Below are 20,146 nucleotides of genomic sequence, written 5' to 3'. Positions count from 1 at the left end.
TTCTATAGGAGAATATGATTAGTGCACAATGTAATAAATATGTCAATCTATATTGATTGCCCCTGTTTTTTTAAATAGGTATCATTCCTGAAAAGCTCTTTAATTTTCGGAGCATGGGGTGTTTGTAACGAATTCTATTTTCATTGTATTCCTCTTTTACTCTATATATTACAGATAGATATCAAGTTTTTGGCACACGTTTGAATCCTGAAAAGATAGACATTGACAAGAGCATATCGGATCATTATATGCAGCAAGTCAAAAAATAACGGGAGACATCTATCCATGAAAATATTGTTCAACTACATCATGACAGCGACCCTGTGTGCGGCCATTACTGTCCTGGCTGTGGTTGTCGTCGTCAAACAACAACGCATCGACGATCTCAGCCATCGGCTTGATCTGGCCCAAAAGACCGCCACTGCGCGCAAACAGCTTGTCGAAGAAGCTCGACTGTTGCAAAAGGCCATGAATATGTCGCCGGTCCGAACAGTGACCGTGACGGCCTATAATCCGACCACCGAACAATGTGATGCTGACCCGCTTATTGCGGCCTCCATGCGTAAAGTTCGTTCCGGGACCATTGCGGTTTCCCGCGATCTGTTTGATCAGGGTTGGGTTTTTGGTCGAAAGGTCCGTATCGAAGGATATGGCATCTTTGAAATAAACGACCTCATGAATAAACGCTTCACTCAGCGTATCGACATCTTCATGTGGGATGAAGGCCAGGCCAGACAGTTTGGCAAGAAGAACATCAAGGCCGCATTGCTCGAAATATAGTCTCTGTGACCGACCGATGACTGTTCACGCTGTGTGCGTGAAAACGATCAGGCCCGAGCGAATGAATATTCGCTCGGGCCTGGTCGTTTTATGTATATGGTTGCTCGTTTCGGACGAGTGTATGGAGTGGGTCAGACCTGACGGGAGAGCAATTTGGAAAGTGGCTTGGGAACGTGGGTGCCGGTTCTGCGGTGCCAATACAGGATGACACAGCCTAAAACCATGAGGGCGTCCCGGATAAGGGCCTCGATCGGTCCTGTCGGCTCAGCGTCCGGATGACTCGGGGTACCGAAACAGCCGCAATCCGCGTCCAGTCCGATGGACAGGGCATAGAGCAGGATGACCATGAACCCCAACAACTGTGCCACAACAAGAGCCAATGCGCCCCGGATGTTGAGTATCAACCCGAGACCACTGATGATTTCAATGCTTGGAATGATGGAGGACAGGGCCGTGGCCATGCGCCATGTTACCAAACCGTATTGATTGATAGTCATGGCAAAGTCGTATGGGTGTGAAATCTTGAGTATTCCGGCGTAGACGAACAGCCCTCCGAGGAGGAGTCTGAGAGCCAGAGACGCGGTGCGTGACGAGATGCGGAAATTCATGGTCGATACAGTCCTTTGGTCTTGTCAACGTGGAACGACCGCAAGACCATAAAGTGATATTGTGGTGAGTGCAAATCCTTCCGTTTTGGTCTTTGCGCACGGCCAATTCCGTGAGAATAGACAGTCTATGAATAGTCTAGAAAAAATCAAGCATATCAGTAACAACCAACGCCAGTCTGGTGCGTTTGCATAAAAGCGTTTTAATATGAAGTGGATGGGCTTGCATTTTTCTTGTCGAGTTCTGTGAATTCAGGTACTCCAATGAAGAACAACAAGGACTGCAAGGGAGTGTGACATGACAGGCAGGAAGGTGCTTTCCGTGGCAGAAATCGCTCGTGAATTGGAGTTGCCCGAATCCACTGTACATTATTGGAAGAATCGATTCGCCCAACATTTGCCGTCAGTGGGGCGGGGACGACAGAAGCGGTTCAAGCCCGAAGCCGTCGAGATTTTCGCCACGATTTCCCGAATGCTCAAGGAAGGTCACACGGCCCGAGACGTCATGGAGCAGCTTTCGCAGACTTACCCCCTTCAGGCCGATGCCATGCCTGTCCCGAACCAAGGGGCTGAAACACCGGCCATGCTGGTAACCACTGCCCCGGAACCGGCCATGAAAATGGCTGCGGCCATTGGCCTTGAAATAGCCAAGTCCGTTGGCGAGGGGATTCGTTCCGTCCTTGACGCGGGTACCCGCGAGGCACCCGATATGTTGGATATCCGTGTGGGACTGGAAGAGGCCGCCGGGCGGATTACCGACACCATGGAAGAGACCGAGACCTTGAAGCATGAAAATCAGGAGCTTCGGCAAAAGCTTGCGGTCATGGAAGCGGAAATGGTCCGTCTGAGAAAAGATCGACGAGAAATGGAAAAGTACCTTCTTGACAAGATACAATCAGTATCTACCTAGTCCCTGTTCCGGGGACGCGTCTCCGAATGCCTATTTGTACACCACGTCCCGCCGAATGAGTCACACGGCTCGTTCGGCGGGCGTTCATATCATTTGATTGGAGGAATATCATGGGTCAAAAAACCACACACAAGTTCAAGGCTGAGGTCAGCCAGCTTCTCGAGATACTGGTTCATTCATTGTACACGAATAAGGAAATATTCCTTCGCGAGTTGATTTCCAATGCATCAGACGCGTTGGAAAAGGTCCGCTTCAAGGCCCAGTCCGACAATGGCGAACCCGAGATCGCTCCGGAAATTCATGTCACTGCGGATGCGGACGCCAAGACCCTGACTGTCAGGGATTCGGGTGTCGGCATGACCCGCGACGAACTCATGCGCAATATCGGAACCATTGCCCATTCCGGCACCGCCGAACTGGCCCGTCTGGCCGAAGAAGGCTCGGAATCGCTGGATTCCCTGATCGGCCGTTTCGGCGTGGGATTCTACTCCGTGTACATGGTTGCCGATGAAGTGACCGTGACCACGCGGTCCATCGAGCCGGATGCCAAGACTATTGCTTGGACCTCTGATGGTCGGACTGATTACAAATTGCAGGAATTGGATGAAGACCGTCCCCACGGGACCGAGATTACGGTTTCACTCAAGGAAGACCTTGCCTCGCAATTCACGAATGAAGCGCACCTCAAACACATCGTCAACACCCATTCCAACTTCATCAATTTCCCCATTTTCGTGGGCGAGGAACGGGTCAATACGATTCAGGCCCTTTGGCGTGAACCCAAGTTCCAGATCAAGCCGGAACAATACGCCGAGTTTTACAAGTTTCTGACCTTTGACGCCGAAGATCCCTTTGACACTCTGCATACCTCCGTGGATGCGCCGGTGCAGTTCAACGCACTGATGTTCATCCCCAAGGAAGGCGGCGATCCCTTTGGCATGGGCCGGGACAATCACGGACTCGATCTGTATGTCCGCCGTGTGCTCATCGAGAAGCAGAACAAGGACTTGCTCCCGGAATACCTGTCCTTTGTCAAGGGCGTGGTGGACACCGAGGACCTGCCCCTGAACATCTCGCGTGAGACCTTGCAGGACAATATCCTCATGCGAAAAATCAGCTCCACGCTGGTCAAACAGGTTTTGAATCATCTTGAGAAAATGGCCAAGGACAACGCTGATCGGTACACGGAATTCTGGCGCGCTCACGGCGAATTGTTCAAGGCCGGGTACATGGATTTCCTGAACAAGGATAAATTTGCCAATCTGGTGCGGTTCAATTCCTCCGCGTCCGATGACGACAAGGGCTTGTCCTCTTTTGCCGAGTACATCTCTCGGGCCAAGGAAGGACAGAAGGAAATTTACTACGCCTATGGTCCCAGCCGCGAAGCTTTGGGCCTGTCTCCGTATCTTGAAGTGTTCCGCAAGAAGGGGCTTGAAGTCCTGTATCTGTATGAACCGATCGATGAATTCGTCATGGATGCCCAGCGTGATTTCGATGGATTCACCTTGATTTCCGCAGAACACGCGGATGTTTCCAAGCTCGATCAGTTCGAGTCGCTGGAAAAGGAAGAGAAACCCGAGGCCCTGTCCGATGAGCAGAAATCCTCGCTCGACAAGTTGCTTGTGCGGATCAAGGATGTGCTTGGCGATGGCGTGACCGAGGTCAAGGCCTCTTCTCGTCTGTCGGATTCTCCGGTCTGCCTGTCCAATCCGGACGGCAACGTGACGTCTTCCATGGATAAAATCATGCGTGTCATGAGCAAGGATGCGTCCATTCCCAAAAAGATTCTGGAAATCAACCCGGATCATGTGTTGGTGCGCAACATGCTGACTATTTTTGAAAAGAACGAGGCCGATCCATTTATCGATCAGGCCGCCAATCAGCTTTTCGAGTCTGCCTTGTTGCTTGAAGGATATTTGACTGATCCCCACGCTTTGGTGGGTCGGGTACAGGAATTGCTGACGCAGTCCAGTGGATGGTACGTGGATTCCAAGAAATAGGAAGATTCTCTCACAGATGAAATGAACGGCATGGACACGCTTGAGTGTTCATGCCGTTTTTTTGTGAAAAATTACAACGTCGGGTCCATGGCCGATGTTAACAGCTTGGCGATGTCCATGATGTCCGGTTCGTATTCTCCGGCGTTTATCATGGCCTTGAGACGGGCTATTTTTCGGGCGCGTTCGTCTTTTTTGCCGTCTGTGTGAGGATAGTCGATTTCGGGTGCGTCAAAACATTCAAAGACCTGCCCGGTCCTTGAGTGTTTTTCACTCGATACGTGGGGTTTGGTATACTCCTTCATTAACCCCTCCCTGGGTTATTGAAGCCAGCTGAAGGCGTTTCGTGTCCCTCCAAGTCTCTCTTCATTTCGGGCCGATAGCCGTGGCCGCATCCGTGTGGCCATGTGCTCTCGCCCTTGCTGAAATGATGCGATGCGTGTCTGACAGCCAGACTGTTTCTCCGATGCCTTTCTTATCGGACACACCAATAAAATGATTAGGGGGGAGATGGAGATTTTTTGGTATTTTCAGGATGTTATCCACAACAAAAGAATGTAGCCTGTGGAAAACTTGTGAGGGGGAGTCTGGTGATTCAGCGGGTTGATTTGGGGAGGGAGAACCGTGGCAAATGCGTTTGGAACAGTGTATATACCGATCATGATGAGCGATATTCATACCTTGTGTCTTGTGGATGGACAGCCCGAGCTTGAACAGGCCTTTGTTCGGGCGGGGATCGAAGTGGTGTCTTTTCGGACGCCCGGGACGCCGTTTTTTGATCTTCCGGCCGCGCTTGATCGCTCTGGAACATCGCCTGACATGGTGCTTCAGGTTGAGCATATGGCGGGCCGCACGATTCTGACCGGATTGGATCAGTTGGATGTACCGTTGCTGTTCTGGTGCATTGATCCGCATCTCAACGCCCATTGGCACAGTGTGTACGCCCGGTGTTTCGATGTGGTCTGTTCCACGCAAAAGGCCTGGATACCTCGGCTTGCGGAACACGGTGCGTCGGATGTGCGTTGGCTGCCGTGGTACGGCCATCGGGAGCCGTTTGTCGACTGGACCGGACGGGGGCACGATGTGTCCTTTGTCGGGCGGGTCAATGATCAGCGGCCCACCCGCAAATGGATGATCGAATTTTTGCAAAAGGCGGTTGCCGGGCAAGGGTTGACGCTGAAACAGGCGTTGGCCTTTCCCGACATGATGGCCCTGTATCGCGACAGCCGGGTGATTCCCAATGAGTCCATTTTTGGCGAGGTCAACTTTCGGCTGTTTGAAGGGGCCTCCTGCGGTTGCCTCGTGCTTGGCCAAACGATCGAGGAACAAGCGGAATTGTTCGAGCCGGGTCGAGAGATGGACACGTATTCGCATGTCCTTGAGTTGGGAGAGAAAGTCGCCATATATCATACCAATCCGCGATTGGCCGGGATCATGGGACGGGCGGCCCATGCCCGGATTGCCGCGGAACATTTGCCCGATCATCGGGTGGTTCAGCTGTTGGAATATGGGGCGAATGCCTCCAAAAACAGGGCGACCGGGCATGATGCGGCCAAGTGGACGGCCTTGACGGCTTGCGCCATGGTCGAAGCTGGTGTGGTGCGCGTTGGGTCTGCCACTCTTTTTTCCAAACTTGCGGCGGTGCCGCAGGATGTGGATGTGGTGGCCATGGCTTTTCGGATGCAGGCCCTGTTTGGAGATCGGGCCGCGCTCCGACGGAATATTGCGACAGTGCTGGCACGTCCGGCTTCGAAGAGTGATCCGATCGTGTGCCGAACCGCTTCTTTGGCCGCTGTTCAGATGGATGATGTGGACGCGGCCCGAGCCTGTGCTTTTCGATTTTTTGCCGGGCAGGACGAGCCGTGCGAGGGACTGCATTCAATGCGGGATGTCTTGATGCGGTGGGCGCGGGAATTCGTATGTCAGGGCCGCGTGGTCAGACAGGGGCTGTCATTTGACGCGGATCGGCATATCCCGGGATCTGCGGCAGAGTGTCTTCTGGTGATTTTGGCCCGGAATCCGGACGATCAACCGGCGAATCGGTTGCTGGAGTCACTCCTCCGTCCTTTGCCGGGGTTTGAGCAGACCCGGGTGGGCCTGTTGTCCTCCCTGACCTTGTCTCAGCGGGATGACTGGCGGCTCGACCTGGCGTTGGGCTTGGCGAATCTGGGGGCGTATCGGCGGCAGTCCGGGTTGGAGGAGCTGCGCCTCGGGCTGGAGTGTGCTGTGAGTCAGGGACAGGAGACCGAATTTTGGCATACGCTTATGGAACAGGATCCTTCAGGGTTGATTCTGGCGGCCCTGACAGCGTGAGGTGGAGCGCGAGATGAATATGTGGTGATTGTCACCTGTTCGTCATGGTGTCGATCGAATGCTGCGGCACTTTGCGTCTAGACTTTTTCTTAAAAAGTCGTCATGGTTCAAGATAGGAATGGAAAAAGTATGGAGGTGCCGATGAAATTGATTCACTGAGACCCGACCTCGGGGACATGGCGAGATGAAGCCCATGAATCAACTTTCAAACATATGGACGGGGGAGTATGGCCCAGAAGCATTTTGTCCTCGATACCAACGTCCTCATTGAAAATCCCAAATGCATCATCGCCCTGCGAAACGGGGCGGAAAACCAGATATATATACCGTATACTGTCCTTGCCGAATTGGATGGTCTCAAAAAGGACCCGCGTATTGGCCATGTGGTGGCCCAGGCCGTGCGTGCCATCCTGCACGATGACGCCGTCAACATCTTCCCGCCAGATTTTGCTCAGACATTGACCGATCCCGTGATGGATGATCGTATTCTCAAGGAGATCATGCACGTCGGCCCGGAAGAGGCTACGCTCATCACCAATGACCGTATTCTTCAGATCAAGGCCAGGTGCTACGGTATTCCCAGCGAAGAATATCGAGATTCTGATCCGTTTCGTTCGGAATCTCAACGATATACCGGGTTTGTGGACGAAGGAGAGGACTCGGTTCGTAACTGTTTCAAATGGGAGAACGGCATCCCGGTGTTTTACGGCCCTGACGGCCCTCGCGAGATCGGGTATACCCATGAAATCTGGGGCGTGAAGCCTCGTTCGGTGTATCAGAATCTTGCACTGGAGTTGATGGTGCAGGACGGCATTGATCTGGTGTCCATCCAGTCCGAGGCCGGTTACGGCAAGACCTTTTTGTCTCTGGCCGCAGCCCTGTATCTGACGTTGGAGCGCAAAGACAACCCATACCGCAAGATCTATTTGGTCAAACCGGTTGTGGAGATCGGGGCAAAGATGGGATATCTACCCGGTGATATTGAAGAAAAAATGTTGCCGTATGTCAAGTACATCCAGGATCTGCTCGTCAAGCTGCACGATATCCGACCAGCCAATCGGCTGTTTCAGGACCCGGCCGGGGAGTCTTTCAAATTCAATACAAAGCGGTTTGAAGTTCAACCTGTGGCATTTCTTCGCGGAATGAACATTGAGAACGCGGTGGTCATTGTGGATGAGATGCAGAATTTGTCCCGGGGGGAGACCCGTGCCTTGTTGACCCGCATGGGCGATGGGGTGAAATGCTTCTGCCTCGGCGATACCCGGCAGGTGGATAATCCCTATCTGAATGAGTCGAACAACGGACTCAACTGGACAGTCCGCAAACTCAAAGGATACAAGAATTATGCACACATGGTCCTCAAGGGCGACCGTTCACGCGGTCCCATTACGGACATCGTGCTGAAATCGAAACTGTAAGAAAACAGTCCGCACCGGGCACGTCTTGGTGCGGGTTTTATGGAGAGAAATTGTGTCCACTCGGCATGTTGGTTTTCCGCTGTTGGTGGTTTTTTTGCTTGTGTTTTGGACGGTTCCTGGATTCGCTCGGTCTCCGGCCCAGACTCAGCCCATGAAAGTGGCGGTTTTTCCGTCCTTGGAATCCGCTATCCGTCTCCGTGGTCCGCTTGATTTTTGTGGTGAATATGTCCCCATTCATCTGCCCGAAGTGCGGGAACGGTTGGAAAAGGAGCTGTTGCTCATGCTGTGGGACCGTGCGCAGGTGATTCTGTGGTTGAAACGGACCGGGCGATATTTTCCGTATGTTGAGGCCGAACTTGAACGTGCGGGAATGCCTGATGATTTGAAATATATCGCGGTGATCGAGAGTGCGCTCAAACCCCATGCCGGTTCGAGCAAGGGTGCGCGTGGCGTGTGGCAGTTCATTCCCTCCACGGCGCGGAATTATGGCCTTGTGGTGAACCGGTCGTTGGATGAACGGCGCAATTTTTATCTCGCGACCCGGGCGGCGGTGCGGTATCTGGGGGAACTGCACGAGATGTTCAATTCGTGGACATTGGCGTGTGCCGGATACAACATGGGCGAGCAGGGGCTGAAAAAACAGATAGAGAAGCAGGAGGTCAAGGACTACTACCGCCTGCATTTGCCCATGGAGACGCAACGGTACATCGTGCGCGCCATTGCCGCCAAACTCCTTTTGTCCGATCCGGTCCGATATGGATTTGATGTGCGCCCCGAGGAATATTATTCGCCGATGGCGTTTGATCGGATCAAGCTCAAGGCCAAATACCCCACGCCGGTGACCATCGTGGCCAAGGCGGCCAAGACGTATTACAAGACGATTCGGGACTTGAATCCGCAATTGTTGCGCGATACCATCCCGCAAGGTGAGCATATCTTGTATTTGCCACAGGGTGCGGCCGAAGGGTTTGCCAAACGGTATCATCCACTCATCGCCAAATACCGCAAGACACTTGCCCCCAGAACCTACGTGGTCAGGCGAGGAGACTCCCTGACCGCCATCGCCCATACACACGACATGACGTTGTGGCAGTTGTGCAAACTGAACAAGCTGTCCACCAAAGCGACCATCCGACCGGGCCAGAAACTTGTTGTCCGTTGATGGAGACGGTGTGTGATGCTTTTCAATGGATAATTTGCAATGGAGACCTGAACAAGAAACAGGCCCCGGTCAATTGACCGGGGCCTGTTTCTTGTTGGAATGGTGACGTGTTCGTGTCTAGAGAGCGAGGGCCTCTTCGGGGGTCAGGGATTGGAGGTCAAAGGCTTCGCCGACGGCCGGACAGGTGAGGTGCCCTTTGTAGGTGTTCAGGCCGAGGGCCAGACCGGGATCGTTTTTGAGGGCGTCCAAACCCTGTGCCGCCAGGCGCAGGGCATACGGGGTGGTCTGGTTGACCAGAGCGAAGGTCGAGGTGCGGGGAACTGCGCCGGGCATGTTGGCCACGCCGTAGTGGACCACGTCGTCCACGATATACGTGGGATTGTCATGGGTGGTGGGCTTGATGGTCTCGACACAACCGCCTTGATCCACCGCGACATCCACGATGACTGATCCCTTTTTCATCAGGGGAAGCATGTCCCGCGTGATGAGATTGGGTGCTTTTGCACCGGGGAGAAGGACCGCGCCCACGATCAGGTCCGCCTTGGCTACCATCTGGCGGATATTGGGTTCCGTGGACATCATGGTGGTGATCCGTCCCTGAAAAATTTCGTCAAGATACTGCAACCGTTGGTGCGAGAGATCGAGAATGGTGACGCGAGCACCCATGCCCATGGCGATACGGGCCGCGTTGGTGCCCACGATGCCACCGCCGATCACCAGCACTTCAGCCGGGGAGACGCCGGGCACGCCGCCGAGCAGAATGCCCTGGCCGCCCTGGGTCTTTTCAAGATAATGCGCGCCCACCTGCGTGGCCATGCGACCAGCCACTTCGGACATAGGTGTCAGCAGGGGCCGGGTGTGGTCGGGGGATTCTACGGTTTCATAGGCAATGCCGGTGGTGCCGGACTCCAGCAGGGCGTGGGTCAGCTTTTCTGCGGCTGCCAGATGCAGATAGGTGAAGAGAATCAGACCGTCGCGAAGGTATTGAAATTCGGAGTCCAGCGGCTCTTTGACCTTGATGACCATTTCGGCGTCCCAGGCCTCTTTGGCCGAGACCATGGACGCTCCGGTGGCTTCGTATTCCGCATCAGTCAGTCCGCTTCCGAGACCGGCTCCACTTTCCACGAGAACGGTGTGGCCGTGACGGACCAGTGATTCGACAGCACCGGGAGTCATGGACACCCGATTTTCCAATGTTTTGATTTCTTTTGGAATTCCTACAATCATAAATGCTCTCTCCTTTGAAGAAGTCCCGCTTTTCGAGCAGGGGTTATGCGTCGAATCTGTCAGTAACGGCATCCGGTAACAGGAGCCATTTTCGTCGGGATTTCATGACGACAAACGATTCACTGGAGTTGACCCCGCCAATTTTGGACAGGTCCTGATCCAGAAAATTATACAGATCGCTCATTTCATCCATACAGATGATTTCCACGATAATGTCATAGCGTCCGGTCACTACCGCGCACCAGTTGACCCGGGGCAGCGCACCGATTTGGTCCAGCTTTTCGTCGAGCTGCTCGTGGCTGTGGATCGTCAGCCCCACCATGGCAACGGTCAATCCCTTGGCCGCCATGGGGTTCACCAGTCCAGCGACCTTGAGCGCGCCCGCTGCGATCAGATTTTTCAGGCGAGATCGGACCGTGGGAGCCGTGACGCCCATACCTGTTCCGATTTTGCACGGGGACAACTGTCCATCCTGTGTGAGAGCGGCAACCAGTTTTTTGTCTTGGGTATCAAGTGTTTTTTTCATGATAAATTAATGTATTGTTTTCTTTTTTGAAGTTTTGATGAGCTTTTTTTATCAAATAGAGAAAAAAAATGTCAATTCTTTTCTTGAGTCAGGAATAGAGCAAGCAGGGAAAGACGGATTTGGAGGGCGGTGTGTGAACGCCCGGAAATCGGGGGGTTATCCTGTCAGGCTTCCGAAGAAGAGGGCCGCGCCAAAGATGGCGATGGCAGCGGCTCCGCAGATGGACAGGGCCGCGTAGAGGACATTGAAGAGCTTTCTATTGGCACCGGAGAGTTTGAGTGTCGCTGATCTGGCGGTGACGGCCACCCAGGCGAATAGAGTGGTGGTCAGCCCCATGCCTGCGGCCATGCAGATCAAGGCGAGGATGCCGATCCAGAAGATATTCAGGCCGATGGCAAAGGCGAGGATGACGGCGGCACCGGGGCAGGGCACGAGTCCGGTGACAAAGGACACGGACAGGATGGATTTCAAGGTGCCGCCGGTTGGTTCGTCGTGGTCGTGATCGCAAGAAGAAGCGGACAACATGCCGCCTTTGAGGATGTCACGTATAGCCTTGCCTAGCAGGAAAAGTCCCATCAGACCAAGCAGGGCGTAACTGGCCGGTTGCAGGGTTCGGCTGGCTGCGGCAAAGCCTCCCATGCCGGTGGAAAAAATGAGATAGGCTGCGCCCACGGCCAGGGCCGCCGAACTCATGTGGATGAACGTGATGGCGTTGCCCATGATCGCTCCGTTGAGCAGTGATCCGGGATTGCTGAGAAAATACGAACAGACAACGGCTTTACCGTGTCCAGGGCCTACCGCATGAACAATGCCATAGACAAAAGACAGGCCGAGGAACATCCAGAGTGCCGAGCCAAGGGGGTTGTCCTTGAGCTGCATTCCAAAATCGTTGAGGTGTTGGGTCAGCTCCCGTTGCGTGGAGCGGACCAGAGTCATGATGCGTTCGATCGGGCCGGGACCTTCGACTTCTTCAAGCTGAACAGGGGCGGGAGTCGGCGTTTTTGTCGTATTTCCGGCGTTGGTGATGGAGAGGTGCACTGCTTCCGGAACGATGAATTTCCAATAGGTTTGATCCTTGGCTGGTTTGAAAGAGTGGCTGACCTGGGCCATGCCATCAATTTCAAAGGAAATATCGTCTTTGACCAGTACGATATCGGAATAATATTCCTTGTCGAAAACCGCGATACGAAAGTTTTTGATATGTTCGAATGGAAGATCCAACGGGATAAAAAAGGTATAGACCAGTCGCCCCTCGTCCAGTGATGCCCTGAAGTCCCTGGTTTCGGTGACGGATATCCGTTTGCCTGCGGATTCGATGAAGGTGAAATACCCGAAGTTGACCAGATAGGCGAACGCGCCGTCCCGGATTTTTTCCTGACCCAATGTTGTGGGGAGGGTTTCGGCGTCCAATCCGAGGTCGCTGAGGATGGCCTGAGTGAACATTTCGTCAAAGACCCAGTGTTCCCCGATTCCGTCCAGTCCTGTTTTTCCAATGGAAAAGGACAAGGAAACATCCACAAAGACATGGGGATGACATCGGCCCTGACCGGGAGTCAGGAGCAGGACGAGCAGGCAAAGAGTGCAAAGTGCGGACAATTTTTTTATCATGATGATAGGCCGTTCAATAAAGGAGGGGCCGAGTGAAGGCAAGAACGATTTGGTCATTCATTTTAGGCAAGGAGGTCTTAAAATTAAAAGTGTTTTATGATACAAGGAGTCCAATTATTCGTGTTACGGGGATAGGCCATGTTCAAACAGTGTCTTTTGGGATGTGTTTTCGGGATGCTTCTGCTGACGGTCGGTGTCGGGAGAGCGGAAGAATTGCGTATTGTTTCGCTGGACTTGCCGCCATACTGGTATTGGGAGCAGGGGGAGCAGTGTGGGCTGTGCAGTGAACTCGGGACGGCCATTGCCAAAGAGGCCGGGCTTGAAGTGGTCGATATTTCGGCCCGTCTGTGCCGTGGACTTGAGGAAATGAAGATGGGGCGGGCGGATATGATTGTCCTGTTCGCATCGCCCGAGGCCGAGACCGTAGGCCATAATCTCGGGGTGGTGTTTCAGGAACAGTCGGTGGTGGTTGGCCTGGCCGGGACTCATTTCCATTCGCTGGATGCGTTGGAGGGGAAAAGGGTGGCCGCCCTTCGCGGTGCCCGAGGTGGTGCCCGTATTTCCCGGGAAAAGGAGATGGTCCCCTGCTCGACACGGAGCTTTGTCCACAGTCTCAAATTGTTGATTGGGGGACGGGTGGATGCGGTTTATGGACCACGTCTTGGGGTGGAATACGCCTTGAATTCTCATGATGTGCCCAGAAAAGCCTTTTCCGAACCGTATGAAATCGTTTCCGTTCCGATAACCGTGTATGTCTCCAGACACGCATCGTCGGTCTTGATTGAAAAGGTTCGCGGAGCGGTTCAACGGCTCATTGCGAACGGAACGGTTGAAGCCATTCGGGCCAAGTATGCTTTATAAGACGGATGACAGCAGTCTATGAGTGATGTACGTTCCTTATCTGACAATATATTCCGTCAGAGAGGAATGAAAACGTCCGTTTTTTACGAGCACCCATGAGCGCAAAAACAGCAAGAAAATCAAAACCACTCATGACAAGTCGGTCGATCTCACGCGACCTGACATTTAGTCTTGTGGTGATTGTCATGCTCATTGCCACGGCCATGGGGAGCTATATCTATTGGCAACAATCCGAGGAAATGTGGGCCACCGCCGATGAAAAGGGTGAGGACACCATCACCAGCGTGGCCGAAATACTGGCCGTACCCATCTGGAATCTGGATTACGACAACGCGCGGCTGATCGGGTCGGTGTATACCCATGATGACATGGTTCAGGGAATCCGCATCTATGGTTCGCGGGATGAAGTCGTGTTCGCCCATGAGAAGTTTTCCGGTTCGCAGGCCGATTTCAGCAAGGTCCGCGCCATCGTGTTTGAAGGACGAAAGATTGGTCGGGCCGAGATCGATTTCACTTTGGCGCGGGACAAAAAGCGTCTGGACGAGCAGATGCTTGTCTCGATCATCATTATCGTTGTGTCCATTTCCGTTATTCTGGCCATCACGGGGCTGCTCTTGCGGGTGTTTTTGAATAAACCGCTCATGGTGCTTCAATCCGGGATTGCCCGAGTTGCGAAAGGTGACTTTTCCTATGATTTTGGCGAAGTCTATCACGCGGAATTGCTGGATATTGCCAAGCGGTTCCGGCGTATGTCCATTGAGATTGAAGGGCGTGAAAATAAACTGCAAACAATGAACAAGACGTTGCAGGAGGCTGAAGAAAAGTTCCGTGGCATTTTCGAGAACGCCGTGGAAGGGATTTTTCAGGCCACGCCGGACGGGGTGTTGCGTCGGGCGAATCCGGCCATGGCCCGGATATTCGGGTATGAGTCGGTCGAAGAATTTCTCGCCAATGTGCGAAGTCTGAGTTCCCGGATCATGGTGAATCCGGAACACATGCAGAATTTTTTCGAAAAGGTGCGTACTGAGGGGGAAGTCAAACGGTTTGAAGCCGAGTACTATCGCCGGGACGGCAAGACCATGTGGGGGTCGTTGAACGCGCGGGCCATTTATGACGAGACAGGGACGCTGGTTTTCATTGATGGTATTCTTGAAGATATTTCCGAGCGAAAGCAGGCCGAGCAGGACCTGGCCGATCTGAATCGGCATTTGGAACAACTGGTTCGGGATCGGACAGAAGATTTGGTGTTGAAGGCCCAGGAGTTGGAAGAGGCCAACCAGCGTTTGCGGGAACTCGATGAGATGAAGTCGGCTTTTCTTTCGTCAGTATCACATGAATTGCGGACTCCGTTGACGTCCATTCTGGGATTCGCCAAGTTGTTGAATAAGGAATTTTCAAGGAATTTCATGCCTTTGGTCGAGGAAGACCGTCTTGTCAGAAAAGGCGAACGAATTCAGAGTAATCTGTTGATTATCAGTCATGAGGGCGAACGGTTGACCCGGCTCATCAATGATGTGCTGGATCTCAACAAGATCGAATCCGGGTCCATGGGCTGGCGTGACATGCGGTTGAGCATGGATGAAGTGATTGATGTGGCCGCCAATTCTGTCAGTGGCATGTTTTCCCAGACCGATCTGCAACTCATCACGGAAGTGGAATCCGGGTTGCCCACGGTGGTCGCAGATCCAGACCGTGTCCAGCAGGTGCTGATTAATTTGCTGAACAACGCAGCGAAGTTTACTGAAGAAGGGACCGTCACTTTGCGGGCATTTCCCCGTTTCGGTCAGTTGCGCGTGGAGGTTGTGGATACCGGAACCGGGATTCATGCCGACGATCAGGCGCAGATTTTCGAGAAATTTCATCAGACCCGTTCGGACACCATGGTCAACAAACCCCGGGGAACAGGTCTTGGTCTGACTATCTGCCGAGAGATTGTCGAGCATTATGGTGGTCGGATTTGGGTCGAGTCGGAAGTCGGGGTCGGATCATCCTTTATCTTCACTCTGCCCGCAGTGGTGTGAGGACTGAGAAGTGTGCAGGCGAGAGAACGGCTGATGTCCTTTTTTGTCTTGAAGGAATCATGTTTTAATGGAGAAACGCCCCGAAGCCATGGCTTCGGGGCGTTTTTTTTGATTTTCAGATCGGACGAATGGCTATTCGTCGTATTCATATTCCAAGTCGATGTGAACGGTCTTGCCGTACCGTTTTTCCAAGTTCGCCAGAATACCACGTTTACTGTTGAGCAGATAAATGGCGAGTTCCTCTTCACAGGTGTGCTCGATCTGGTCTTCGTCGGAGGTTCGCAGTGCCCGATGGATTTCCTTGAGTGCCTGAAGGGCCTGCCATTCCATGTTACGACGGATCCCGGTGCCTTTGCAGCAGGGACACGGTTCTGTTGAAATGGCGATGGCCGAGGAACCGAGGCGTTGGCGAACCAGCTCCATCAGTCCGAAAGAGGAAATGCGATTGACGTCTGTCCGAGCGCGGTCGTTTTTCAGTTCGGCACGCATGACTTTTTCGACTTCACGGCAGTCCTTGGGATTTTTCATCTCAATGAAGTCGATGACCACTTGTCCGCCGATGTCGCGCAGCCTGAGCTGTCGGGCGATTTCCCGGGCGGCTTCCACATTGGTCTTGAGCGCCATTTTCTGGAAATTCCGTTCGCCGCCGATTTTGCCGGAGTTGATATCCACGGCGGTCAGGGCCTCGGTCGCGTCAAAGACCAGACGACCTCCGGACGGCATGGATGCTTCACGGGAATAGATTTCTTCCACTTGTTTGAGAAGATTGAACCGTTCCAGCAGGGACAGATCGTTTTCGTCGTGGAGGCGGACCAGATTGTTTTTCCGGGGAAAGGCCAGTTTGACGAATTTGCTGATCTGGTCATAGGTTTCCTGATCGTCCACCCAGACTTCCGTGACATCAGAGGTCAGGTAATCGCGCACGGCGCGTTCAGCCAGTCCCAGTTCCTTATAGACTCGGACAGGGGCTTTCTCTTTTTGTGCATTGGAGCGGATGTCGGTCCAGAGACGATTCAGATATTTGTAATCCCGTTCCAGGGCGGCCTTGGATTGTCCCACGGCGGCGGTGCGGGCGATAAGGCCCACGCCTTCGGTGGTTTCAAAGGATTCCAGGGCCTTTTTGAGACGGGTGCGTTCTTTTTCATTTTCAATCTTGCGGGAAACGCCCATTTGAGAGCGTCCGACCGTGTAGACAAAGCTCCGTCCGGGCAAGGACAGATAGGACGTGAGAAACGCCCCTTTCTTGCCAGTGGGTTCCTTGACGACCTGGACCAGAATTTCCTGGCCGGGCTTGAGCACTTTCTGCATGAGCGGATAGCGCGAGCCTTTTTTTTGGGTGAAGTTGCCCGTGTAGTATTCCGGGTGGACTTCATCAATCTGGAGAAATCCGTTTCGTTCGGCTCCGTAATTGATGAAGGCGGCTTGCAAGCCGTTATCGATGTTGTGAATGTAACCTTTGTAGATGTTGCCCTTGGTCTTTGCCTGGTGCACCATTTCTACATAGTATTCGTTGACTTTGCCTTCTTCGGCAATCACGACTTCAACTTGTTCACCTGGAAGCACCGAAATGAACATTTTCTGCCGTTTTTTCTTGTTGGGCATTCTAACCTCGTGACGAGAAATGTGTGATGTTTCTCATGACGCCTTTCATTATTCAGGGGCTGGCCGTGTCCCGTGGTAATACGTTTCTCCCCGGTCATCCCGGGGGAGTATTTCGCCCTTTTTCAGAAGGGCTTCCACGGCGAATTGAACCTGTTTTGGGTCCACATTCAGGGCCTGTGCCAGTTGAGAGACGGTTTGCGGTCTGCGGGTCAGGGATGCGATGACGAACTCTGTCACATGTTTCGTGCTGATCGTTGTCCTGTCGGTCACCTGGTGCGTCTGAACGCCGGTCTTTCCGCTCTCAAGCGTCATGCGCCAACGACTTAGAACCTCCCCGTCCACGGGGCGGACTCCCTTGACCGTTCCTGGACGGGTCAATGTGACCACGTCAACACGGTCGGGAGCAAGTCGTTCGCAAAAATTCTTTAACCTGCCGAGGTTCTCGTCTGTGTCATTGATTCCTTCGGCAAGCAAAATCTCCAAAAATATTTTTCCCTTGAATTCTTTTTTGAACTCAAGCAACCCGTCGGCGATGCCTGCGGGCGAAAATCCTTTACAGGGACGATTCACCCGGGTGAATTCATCCTCCATCAACGAATCCAGGCTGGGCAGAATACTGTCTGCCAGTGCCAATTCGCGGCGAACATCCGGGTCACCCATGAGACTGGCATTGGTCAACACGGCAATATCCGTGTCCGGAAACAGCTTTCGTGCTCCGGTGATGACCGCACCCATCTCGGAATTCAGGCAGGGTTCTCCCAATCCTCCCAGTGTCACCACATCGGGCATGGTCAGCCCTTCGGCTTTCCAGGCGGCCAATTCTTCAAGAATGGCGTTTGCCGGGACATAGGGTTTCCGTTCAACGGTCAACACCCTGGTGGCTCCAACTTCGCAATACACACAATCCATGGAACAAATTCGGTCCCCAAGCAGATCGAGTCCAAGGGAGCGACCTAATCGACCGCTCATCACTGGTCCGAAAATATATTTATATGCCATGCTATACTCTATATCTTGAAATGGAGAAATCAAAATCTATGGGAGTTTATTAAGAACTGGTTCACGGCTGTCAAGGTGTGATTCGATTTGTGCTACAGTTCGTGCGGGTTTTATGCAAGCAGAAGATGGTCCTTTTTCAGTTAATAATTGGAGGTGGCGTTTTTTTTCGTGTAGTGTCGGGAATGAGTCTCAGGAGGTTGTGCATGGTCGAGAGTCTTTTCGGAATGGCGCAAATGGGTGTCCTCGGTGGCATCCTGTTGGTGCTTATTCGTGCCGACAGGGACGTGATACGTGCCCGTCGTGGATACCTGTGCCTCAAGATCGGCGTAATGCTTGTTCTCTTTGGTGCTTTCATGAATATGGCTGGAACGCTGAGCCTTTTTACACGGGCCACGGATCGCCACCCCATTGATTTGTATTTTTTCCTTGAGCAGGGAGTGGGATATACAGGTGGGTTTACCCTGTTGGGAATAGGGTTGTGGTTCTGGCTTTCGTCTTTCCATGTCGCGGAAAGTTCTTTGGAGCATTTAGATGATGAGGTCCATTCGTTGGGGCGGGAAAAGGCTGGTCTGACCCGGGTTATTGAACGTGAGATTCGGCAACGAAAGACTGTCGAGGCCGAATTGCTTCGTCTCAGGGAACACTGGCTGACGATGTACAAGGATGCGCCCATTCCCATTATGCGGGGCAGTTCAGGGCGGTTGCCCATTGAATGGAATTCGGCGTTTGCCGAGATGCTTGGGTATGCGTCGCTCCAGGAAATGGTTGAATTGGCCCGGAAGTCGGGTGGCCCGCACTCCATCTGGCAATACCGGATTGATGCCGAAGAATTGTTTGCCGGACTCCAGGTAGAAAGACCCATTCTGGGCTATGAAACTCGTCTTGTGAGCAAGGACGGGGCTCCTCTTTGGGTTCGAATGGACTGCATGACCACGTCGGATGCGGAAGGGGGGCGTCTCTTTTATTGTTTTGCCGACGACGTGACGGATCGGCGAATCGCGACAAAGAGCCTTGCACACAATGAGCGCAAACTTCGGGCGATCATGGATGCCATGCCGGTCGGGCTGGTATTGCTGGATGAAAAAACGCGGGAAATTGTGGATGTCAATACGCCCATACTCTCCATGACCGGGTTTACCCGTAAAAAATTGATCGGGCAGGTTTGTTGTGATTTCCTGTGTAAAGGTGATGCGTCTGTGTGTCTGTCTCTGGACGAGGACGACGGGCGGGATTTCATGAGTGGAGAATGTGATCTTCTCATGGCCGATGGCTCTTCTTTGCCCGTGCTTCAGTCCGTGTCCCGGGTGATGGTGGACAATGGGCCCTGTTTGCTGGAAGCCTTTGTCGATATTTCCGAACAAAAGCGGTTGGAACATCTCAAGGAAGATGTGGATCGAATCGTGGCACACGACCTCAAGGCCCCTATTTTGGGAATGATCAACGCGTGCAATGTGCTGCTCATGGATGAAGAAATTGTCCAAGGCGATTTGCGAGAAATATTGAAGACCATTGAGCAACAAGGCCGGAAGGTGCTGCGTATGGCTGGTATGGCCATGACCGTGTACAAGATGGAGGCCGGGACCTATGAACATACGCCGACTCCAGTGAATTTCATGATGGTTGTCACGAACGTGCTCGCGGAATTGCAGGATGTGGCGGCAAGCCTTGAAGTGACCGTGGACGTTGATTCTGGCGACGAACGCACGACGTCACATCACGGATTGCATGTCCTGGGACAGGAAATGCTCTATGAATCCATGTTTGCCAACTTGTTGAAGAATGCCATTGAAGCCTCCCCCAGAAAAGGAACGGTCACTGTGGATGTGGGCGAATGTGACGCCGGAATCGTGCGGCTTTGTATTCGCAATGCTGGCGTGATTCCTCTCGAGATCAGGGAGACCTTTTTTGAAAAATATGTCACATCAGGAAAGGTTACCGGAACCGGGCTTGGGACGTATTCTGCCCGGCTCGTGGTCAAGACCGTTGGCGGCGACATTCAGGTGAATACGTCGGATACAGAGAATCAAACCTCGGTGGTCGTGACTGTGCCGTGTGCCTGATTGAACCGTTTTTCTTGACTTCCCTTCAACCTGACCGTACCTCAAGGCCATTATTCT

At 53.0% G+C, this 20,146-nt stretch carries 16 protein-coding genes; 9 read left to right on the top strand and 7 right to left on the bottom strand.

Annotated features, from left to right (window positions below; genetic code table 11):
• Positions 1 to 285 precede the first annotated feature (285 nt).
• Complete coding sequence (locus tag GO013_RS01515; RefSeq protein WP_163808279.1) at positions 286 to 780, top strand: 3D domain-containing protein; 495 nt, start codon at positions 286 to 288, stop codon at positions 778 to 780.
• A 131-nt stretch (positions 781 to 911) separates the two neighbouring features.
• On the opposite strand, the gene GO013_RS01510 is transcribed toward GO013_RS01515, so the two are convergent.
• Positions 912 to 1,388, bottom strand: coding sequence for a MauE/DoxX family redox-associated membrane protein (locus GO013_RS01510; protein WP_163808278.1), 477 nt, complete (start codon positions 1,386 to 1,388; stop codon positions 912 to 914).
• Positions 1,389 to 1,683: 295 nt separating this feature from the next.
• On the opposite strand from GO013_RS01510, the gene GO013_RS01505 reads away from it, so the two are divergent.
• Positions 1,684 to 2,295 (top strand): MerR family transcriptional regulator, encoded by a 612-nt coding sequence (locus tag GO013_RS01505; RefSeq protein WP_163808277.1) that lies wholly within the window; start codon positions 1,684 to 1,686, stop codon positions 2,293 to 2,295.
• 110 nt (positions 2,296 to 2,405) lie between these two features.
• Entirely contained in the window at positions 2,406 to 4,295 is a 1,890-nt protein-coding gene (htpG, locus tag GO013_RS01500) for a molecular chaperone HtpG (RefSeq protein ID WP_163808276.1), read from the top strand.
• A gap of 71 nt (positions 4,296 to 4,366) precedes the next feature.
• On the opposite strand, the gene GO013_RS01495 is transcribed toward htpG, so the two are convergent.
• On the bottom strand, positions 4,367 to 4,597 hold the full coding sequence (locus GO013_RS01495) for a flagellar biosynthesis anti-sigma factor FlgM (RefSeq protein ID WP_163808275.1): 231 nt from the start codon (positions 4,595 to 4,597) through the stop codon (positions 4,367 to 4,369).
• Between the two features lie 319 nt (positions 4,598 to 4,916).
• Here GO013_RS01495 and GO013_RS01490 point away from each other — a divergent pair, with 319 nt between their 5' ends.
• From GO013_RS01490 to GO013_RS01480, 3 genes are all read left to right on the top strand, one after another.
• Entirely contained in the window at positions 4,917 to 6,605 is a 1,689-nt protein-coding gene (locus GO013_RS01490; RefSeq protein WP_163808274.1) for a glycosyltransferase, read from the top strand.
• A 227-nt stretch (positions 6,606 to 6,832) separates the two neighbouring features.
• Entirely contained in the window at positions 6,833 to 8,023 is a 1,191-nt protein-coding gene (locus GO013_RS01485; RefSeq protein WP_163808273.1) for a PhoH family protein, read from the top strand.
• 52 nt (positions 8,024 to 8,075) lie between these two features.
• On the top strand, positions 8,076 to 9,185 hold the full coding sequence (locus GO013_RS01480) for a transglycosylase SLT domain-containing protein (protein WP_343219517.1): 1,110 nt from the start codon (positions 8,076 to 8,078) through the stop codon (positions 9,183 to 9,185).
• A gap of 117 nt (positions 9,186 to 9,302) precedes the next feature.
• Here the strand turns inward: GO013_RS01480 and ald are convergent, their stop codons facing one another.
• The 3 genes from ald to GO013_RS01465 form a co-directional block, all read right to left on the bottom strand.
• Complete coding sequence (gene ald / locus GO013_RS01475; RefSeq protein WP_163808272.1) at positions 9,303 to 10,412, bottom strand: alanine dehydrogenase; 1,110 nt, start codon at positions 10,410 to 10,412, stop codon at positions 9,303 to 9,305.
• A 43-nt stretch (positions 10,413 to 10,455) separates the two neighbouring features.
• The gene (locus GO013_RS01470; RefSeq protein ID WP_163808271.1) at positions 10,456 to 10,938 is read right to left on the bottom strand and encodes an Lrp/AsnC family transcriptional regulator; all 483 of its coding nucleotides are present in this window, start codon (positions 10,936 to 10,938) and stop codon (positions 10,456 to 10,458) included.
• A 156-nt stretch (positions 10,939 to 11,094) separates the two neighbouring features.
• Positions 11,095 to 12,603, bottom strand: a complete 1,509-nt coding sequence (locus GO013_RS01465; protein WP_239057696.1) for a DUF1007 family protein — start codon at positions 12,601 to 12,603, stop codon at positions 11,095 to 11,097.
• Positions 12,604 to 12,684: 81 nt separating this feature from the next.
• Here GO013_RS01465 and GO013_RS01460 point away from each other — a divergent pair, with 81 nt between their 5' ends.
• Both GO013_RS01460 and GO013_RS01455 read left to right on the top strand, forming a co-directional pair.
• On the top strand, positions 12,685 to 13,407 hold the full coding sequence (locus tag GO013_RS01460) for a transporter substrate-binding domain-containing protein (RefSeq protein ID WP_163808270.1): 723 nt from the start codon (positions 12,685 to 12,687) through the stop codon (positions 13,405 to 13,407).
• A 95-nt stretch (positions 13,408 to 13,502) separates the two neighbouring features.
• Positions 13,503 to 15,428 (top strand): ATP-binding protein, encoded by a 1,926-nt coding sequence (locus tag GO013_RS01455; protein ID WP_163808269.1) that lies wholly within the window; start codon positions 13,503 to 13,505, stop codon positions 15,426 to 15,428.
• 132 nt (positions 15,429 to 15,560) lie between these two features.
• On the opposite strand, the gene GO013_RS01450 is transcribed toward GO013_RS01455, so the two are convergent.
• On the bottom strand, positions 15,561 to 17,030 hold the full coding sequence (locus GO013_RS01450; protein WP_163808268.1) for an Rne/Rng family ribonuclease: 1,470 nt from the start codon (positions 17,028 to 17,030) through the stop codon (positions 15,561 to 15,563).
• A 48-nt stretch (positions 17,031 to 17,078) separates the two neighbouring features.
• Positions 17,079 to 18,029: a radical SAM protein gene (locus GO013_RS01445; protein WP_163808267.1), complete on the bottom strand. Its 951-nt coding sequence runs from the start codon at positions 18,027 to 18,029 to the stop codon at positions 17,079 to 17,081.
• Between the two features lie 203 nt (positions 18,030 to 18,232).
• Between GO013_RS01445 and GO013_RS01440 the strand changes: the two genes are divergently transcribed.
• Entirely contained in the window at positions 18,233 to 20,089 is a 1,857-nt protein-coding gene (locus tag GO013_RS01440) for a PAS domain-containing sensor histidine kinase (protein ID WP_163808266.1), read from the top strand.
• Positions 20,090 to 20,146: the final 57 nt, after the last annotated feature.

The sequence above is a fragment of the Pseudodesulfovibrio sp. JC047 genome (assembly GCF_010468615.1).
Lineage (GTDB): Bacteria > Desulfobacterota > Desulfovibrionia > Desulfovibrionales > Desulfovibrionaceae > Pseudodesulfovibrio.
The sequence above is the reverse complement of the archived record's forward strand: the minus strand, read 5'-3'. Positions and strand labels throughout refer to the sequence as shown.

Coding starts and splice junctions, on each gene's coding strand:
- GO013_RS01470 (WP_163808271.1), bottom strand. CDS start 10,938: ATGAAAAAAACACTTGATACCCAAGACAAAAAACTGGTTGCCGCTCTC.
- GO013_RS01510 (WP_163808278.1), bottom strand. CDS start 1,388: ATGAATTTCCGCATCTCGTCACGCACCGCGTCTCTGGCTCTCAGACTC.
- ald (WP_163808272.1), bottom strand. CDS start 10,412: ATGATTGTAGGAATTCCAAAAGAAATCAAAACATTGGAAAATCGGGTG.
- GO013_RS01445 (WP_163808267.1), bottom strand. CDS start 18,029: ATGGCATATAAATATATTTTCGGACCAGTGATGAGCGGTCGATTAGGT.
- GO013_RS01465 (WP_239057696.1), bottom strand. CDS start 12,603: ATGACCAAATCGTTCTTGCCTTCACTCGGCCCCTCCTTTATTGAACGG.
- GO013_RS01460 (WP_163808270.1), top strand. CDS start 12,685: ATGTTCAAACAGTGTCTTTTGGGATGTGTTTTCGGGATGCTTCTGCTG.
- GO013_RS01505 (WP_163808277.1), top strand. CDS start 1,684: ATGACAGGCAGGAAGGTGCTTTCCGTGGCAGAAATCGCTCGTGAATTG.
- GO013_RS01450 (WP_163808268.1), bottom strand. CDS start 17,030: ATGCCCAACAAGAAAAAACGGCAGAAAATGTTCATTTCGGTGCTTCCA.
- htpG (WP_163808276.1), top strand. CDS start 2,406: ATGGGTCAAAAAACCACACACAAGTTCAAGGCTGAGGTCAGCCAGCTT.
- GO013_RS01440 (WP_163808266.1), top strand. CDS start 18,233: ATGGTCGAGAGTCTTTTCGGAATGGCGCAAATGGGTGTCCTCGGTGGC.
- GO013_RS01485 (WP_163808273.1), top strand. CDS start 6,833: ATGGCCCAGAAGCATTTTGTCCTCGATACCAACGTCCTCATTGAAAAT.
- GO013_RS01455 (WP_163808269.1), top strand. CDS start 13,503: ATGAGCGCAAAAACAGCAAGAAAATCAAAACCACTCATGACAAGTCGG.
- GO013_RS01495 (WP_163808275.1), bottom strand. CDS start 4,597: ATGAAGGAGTATACCAAACCCCACGTATCGAGTGAAAAACACTCAAGG.
- GO013_RS01515 (WP_163808279.1), top strand. CDS start 286: ATGAAAATATTGTTCAACTACATCATGACAGCGACCCTGTGTGCGGCC.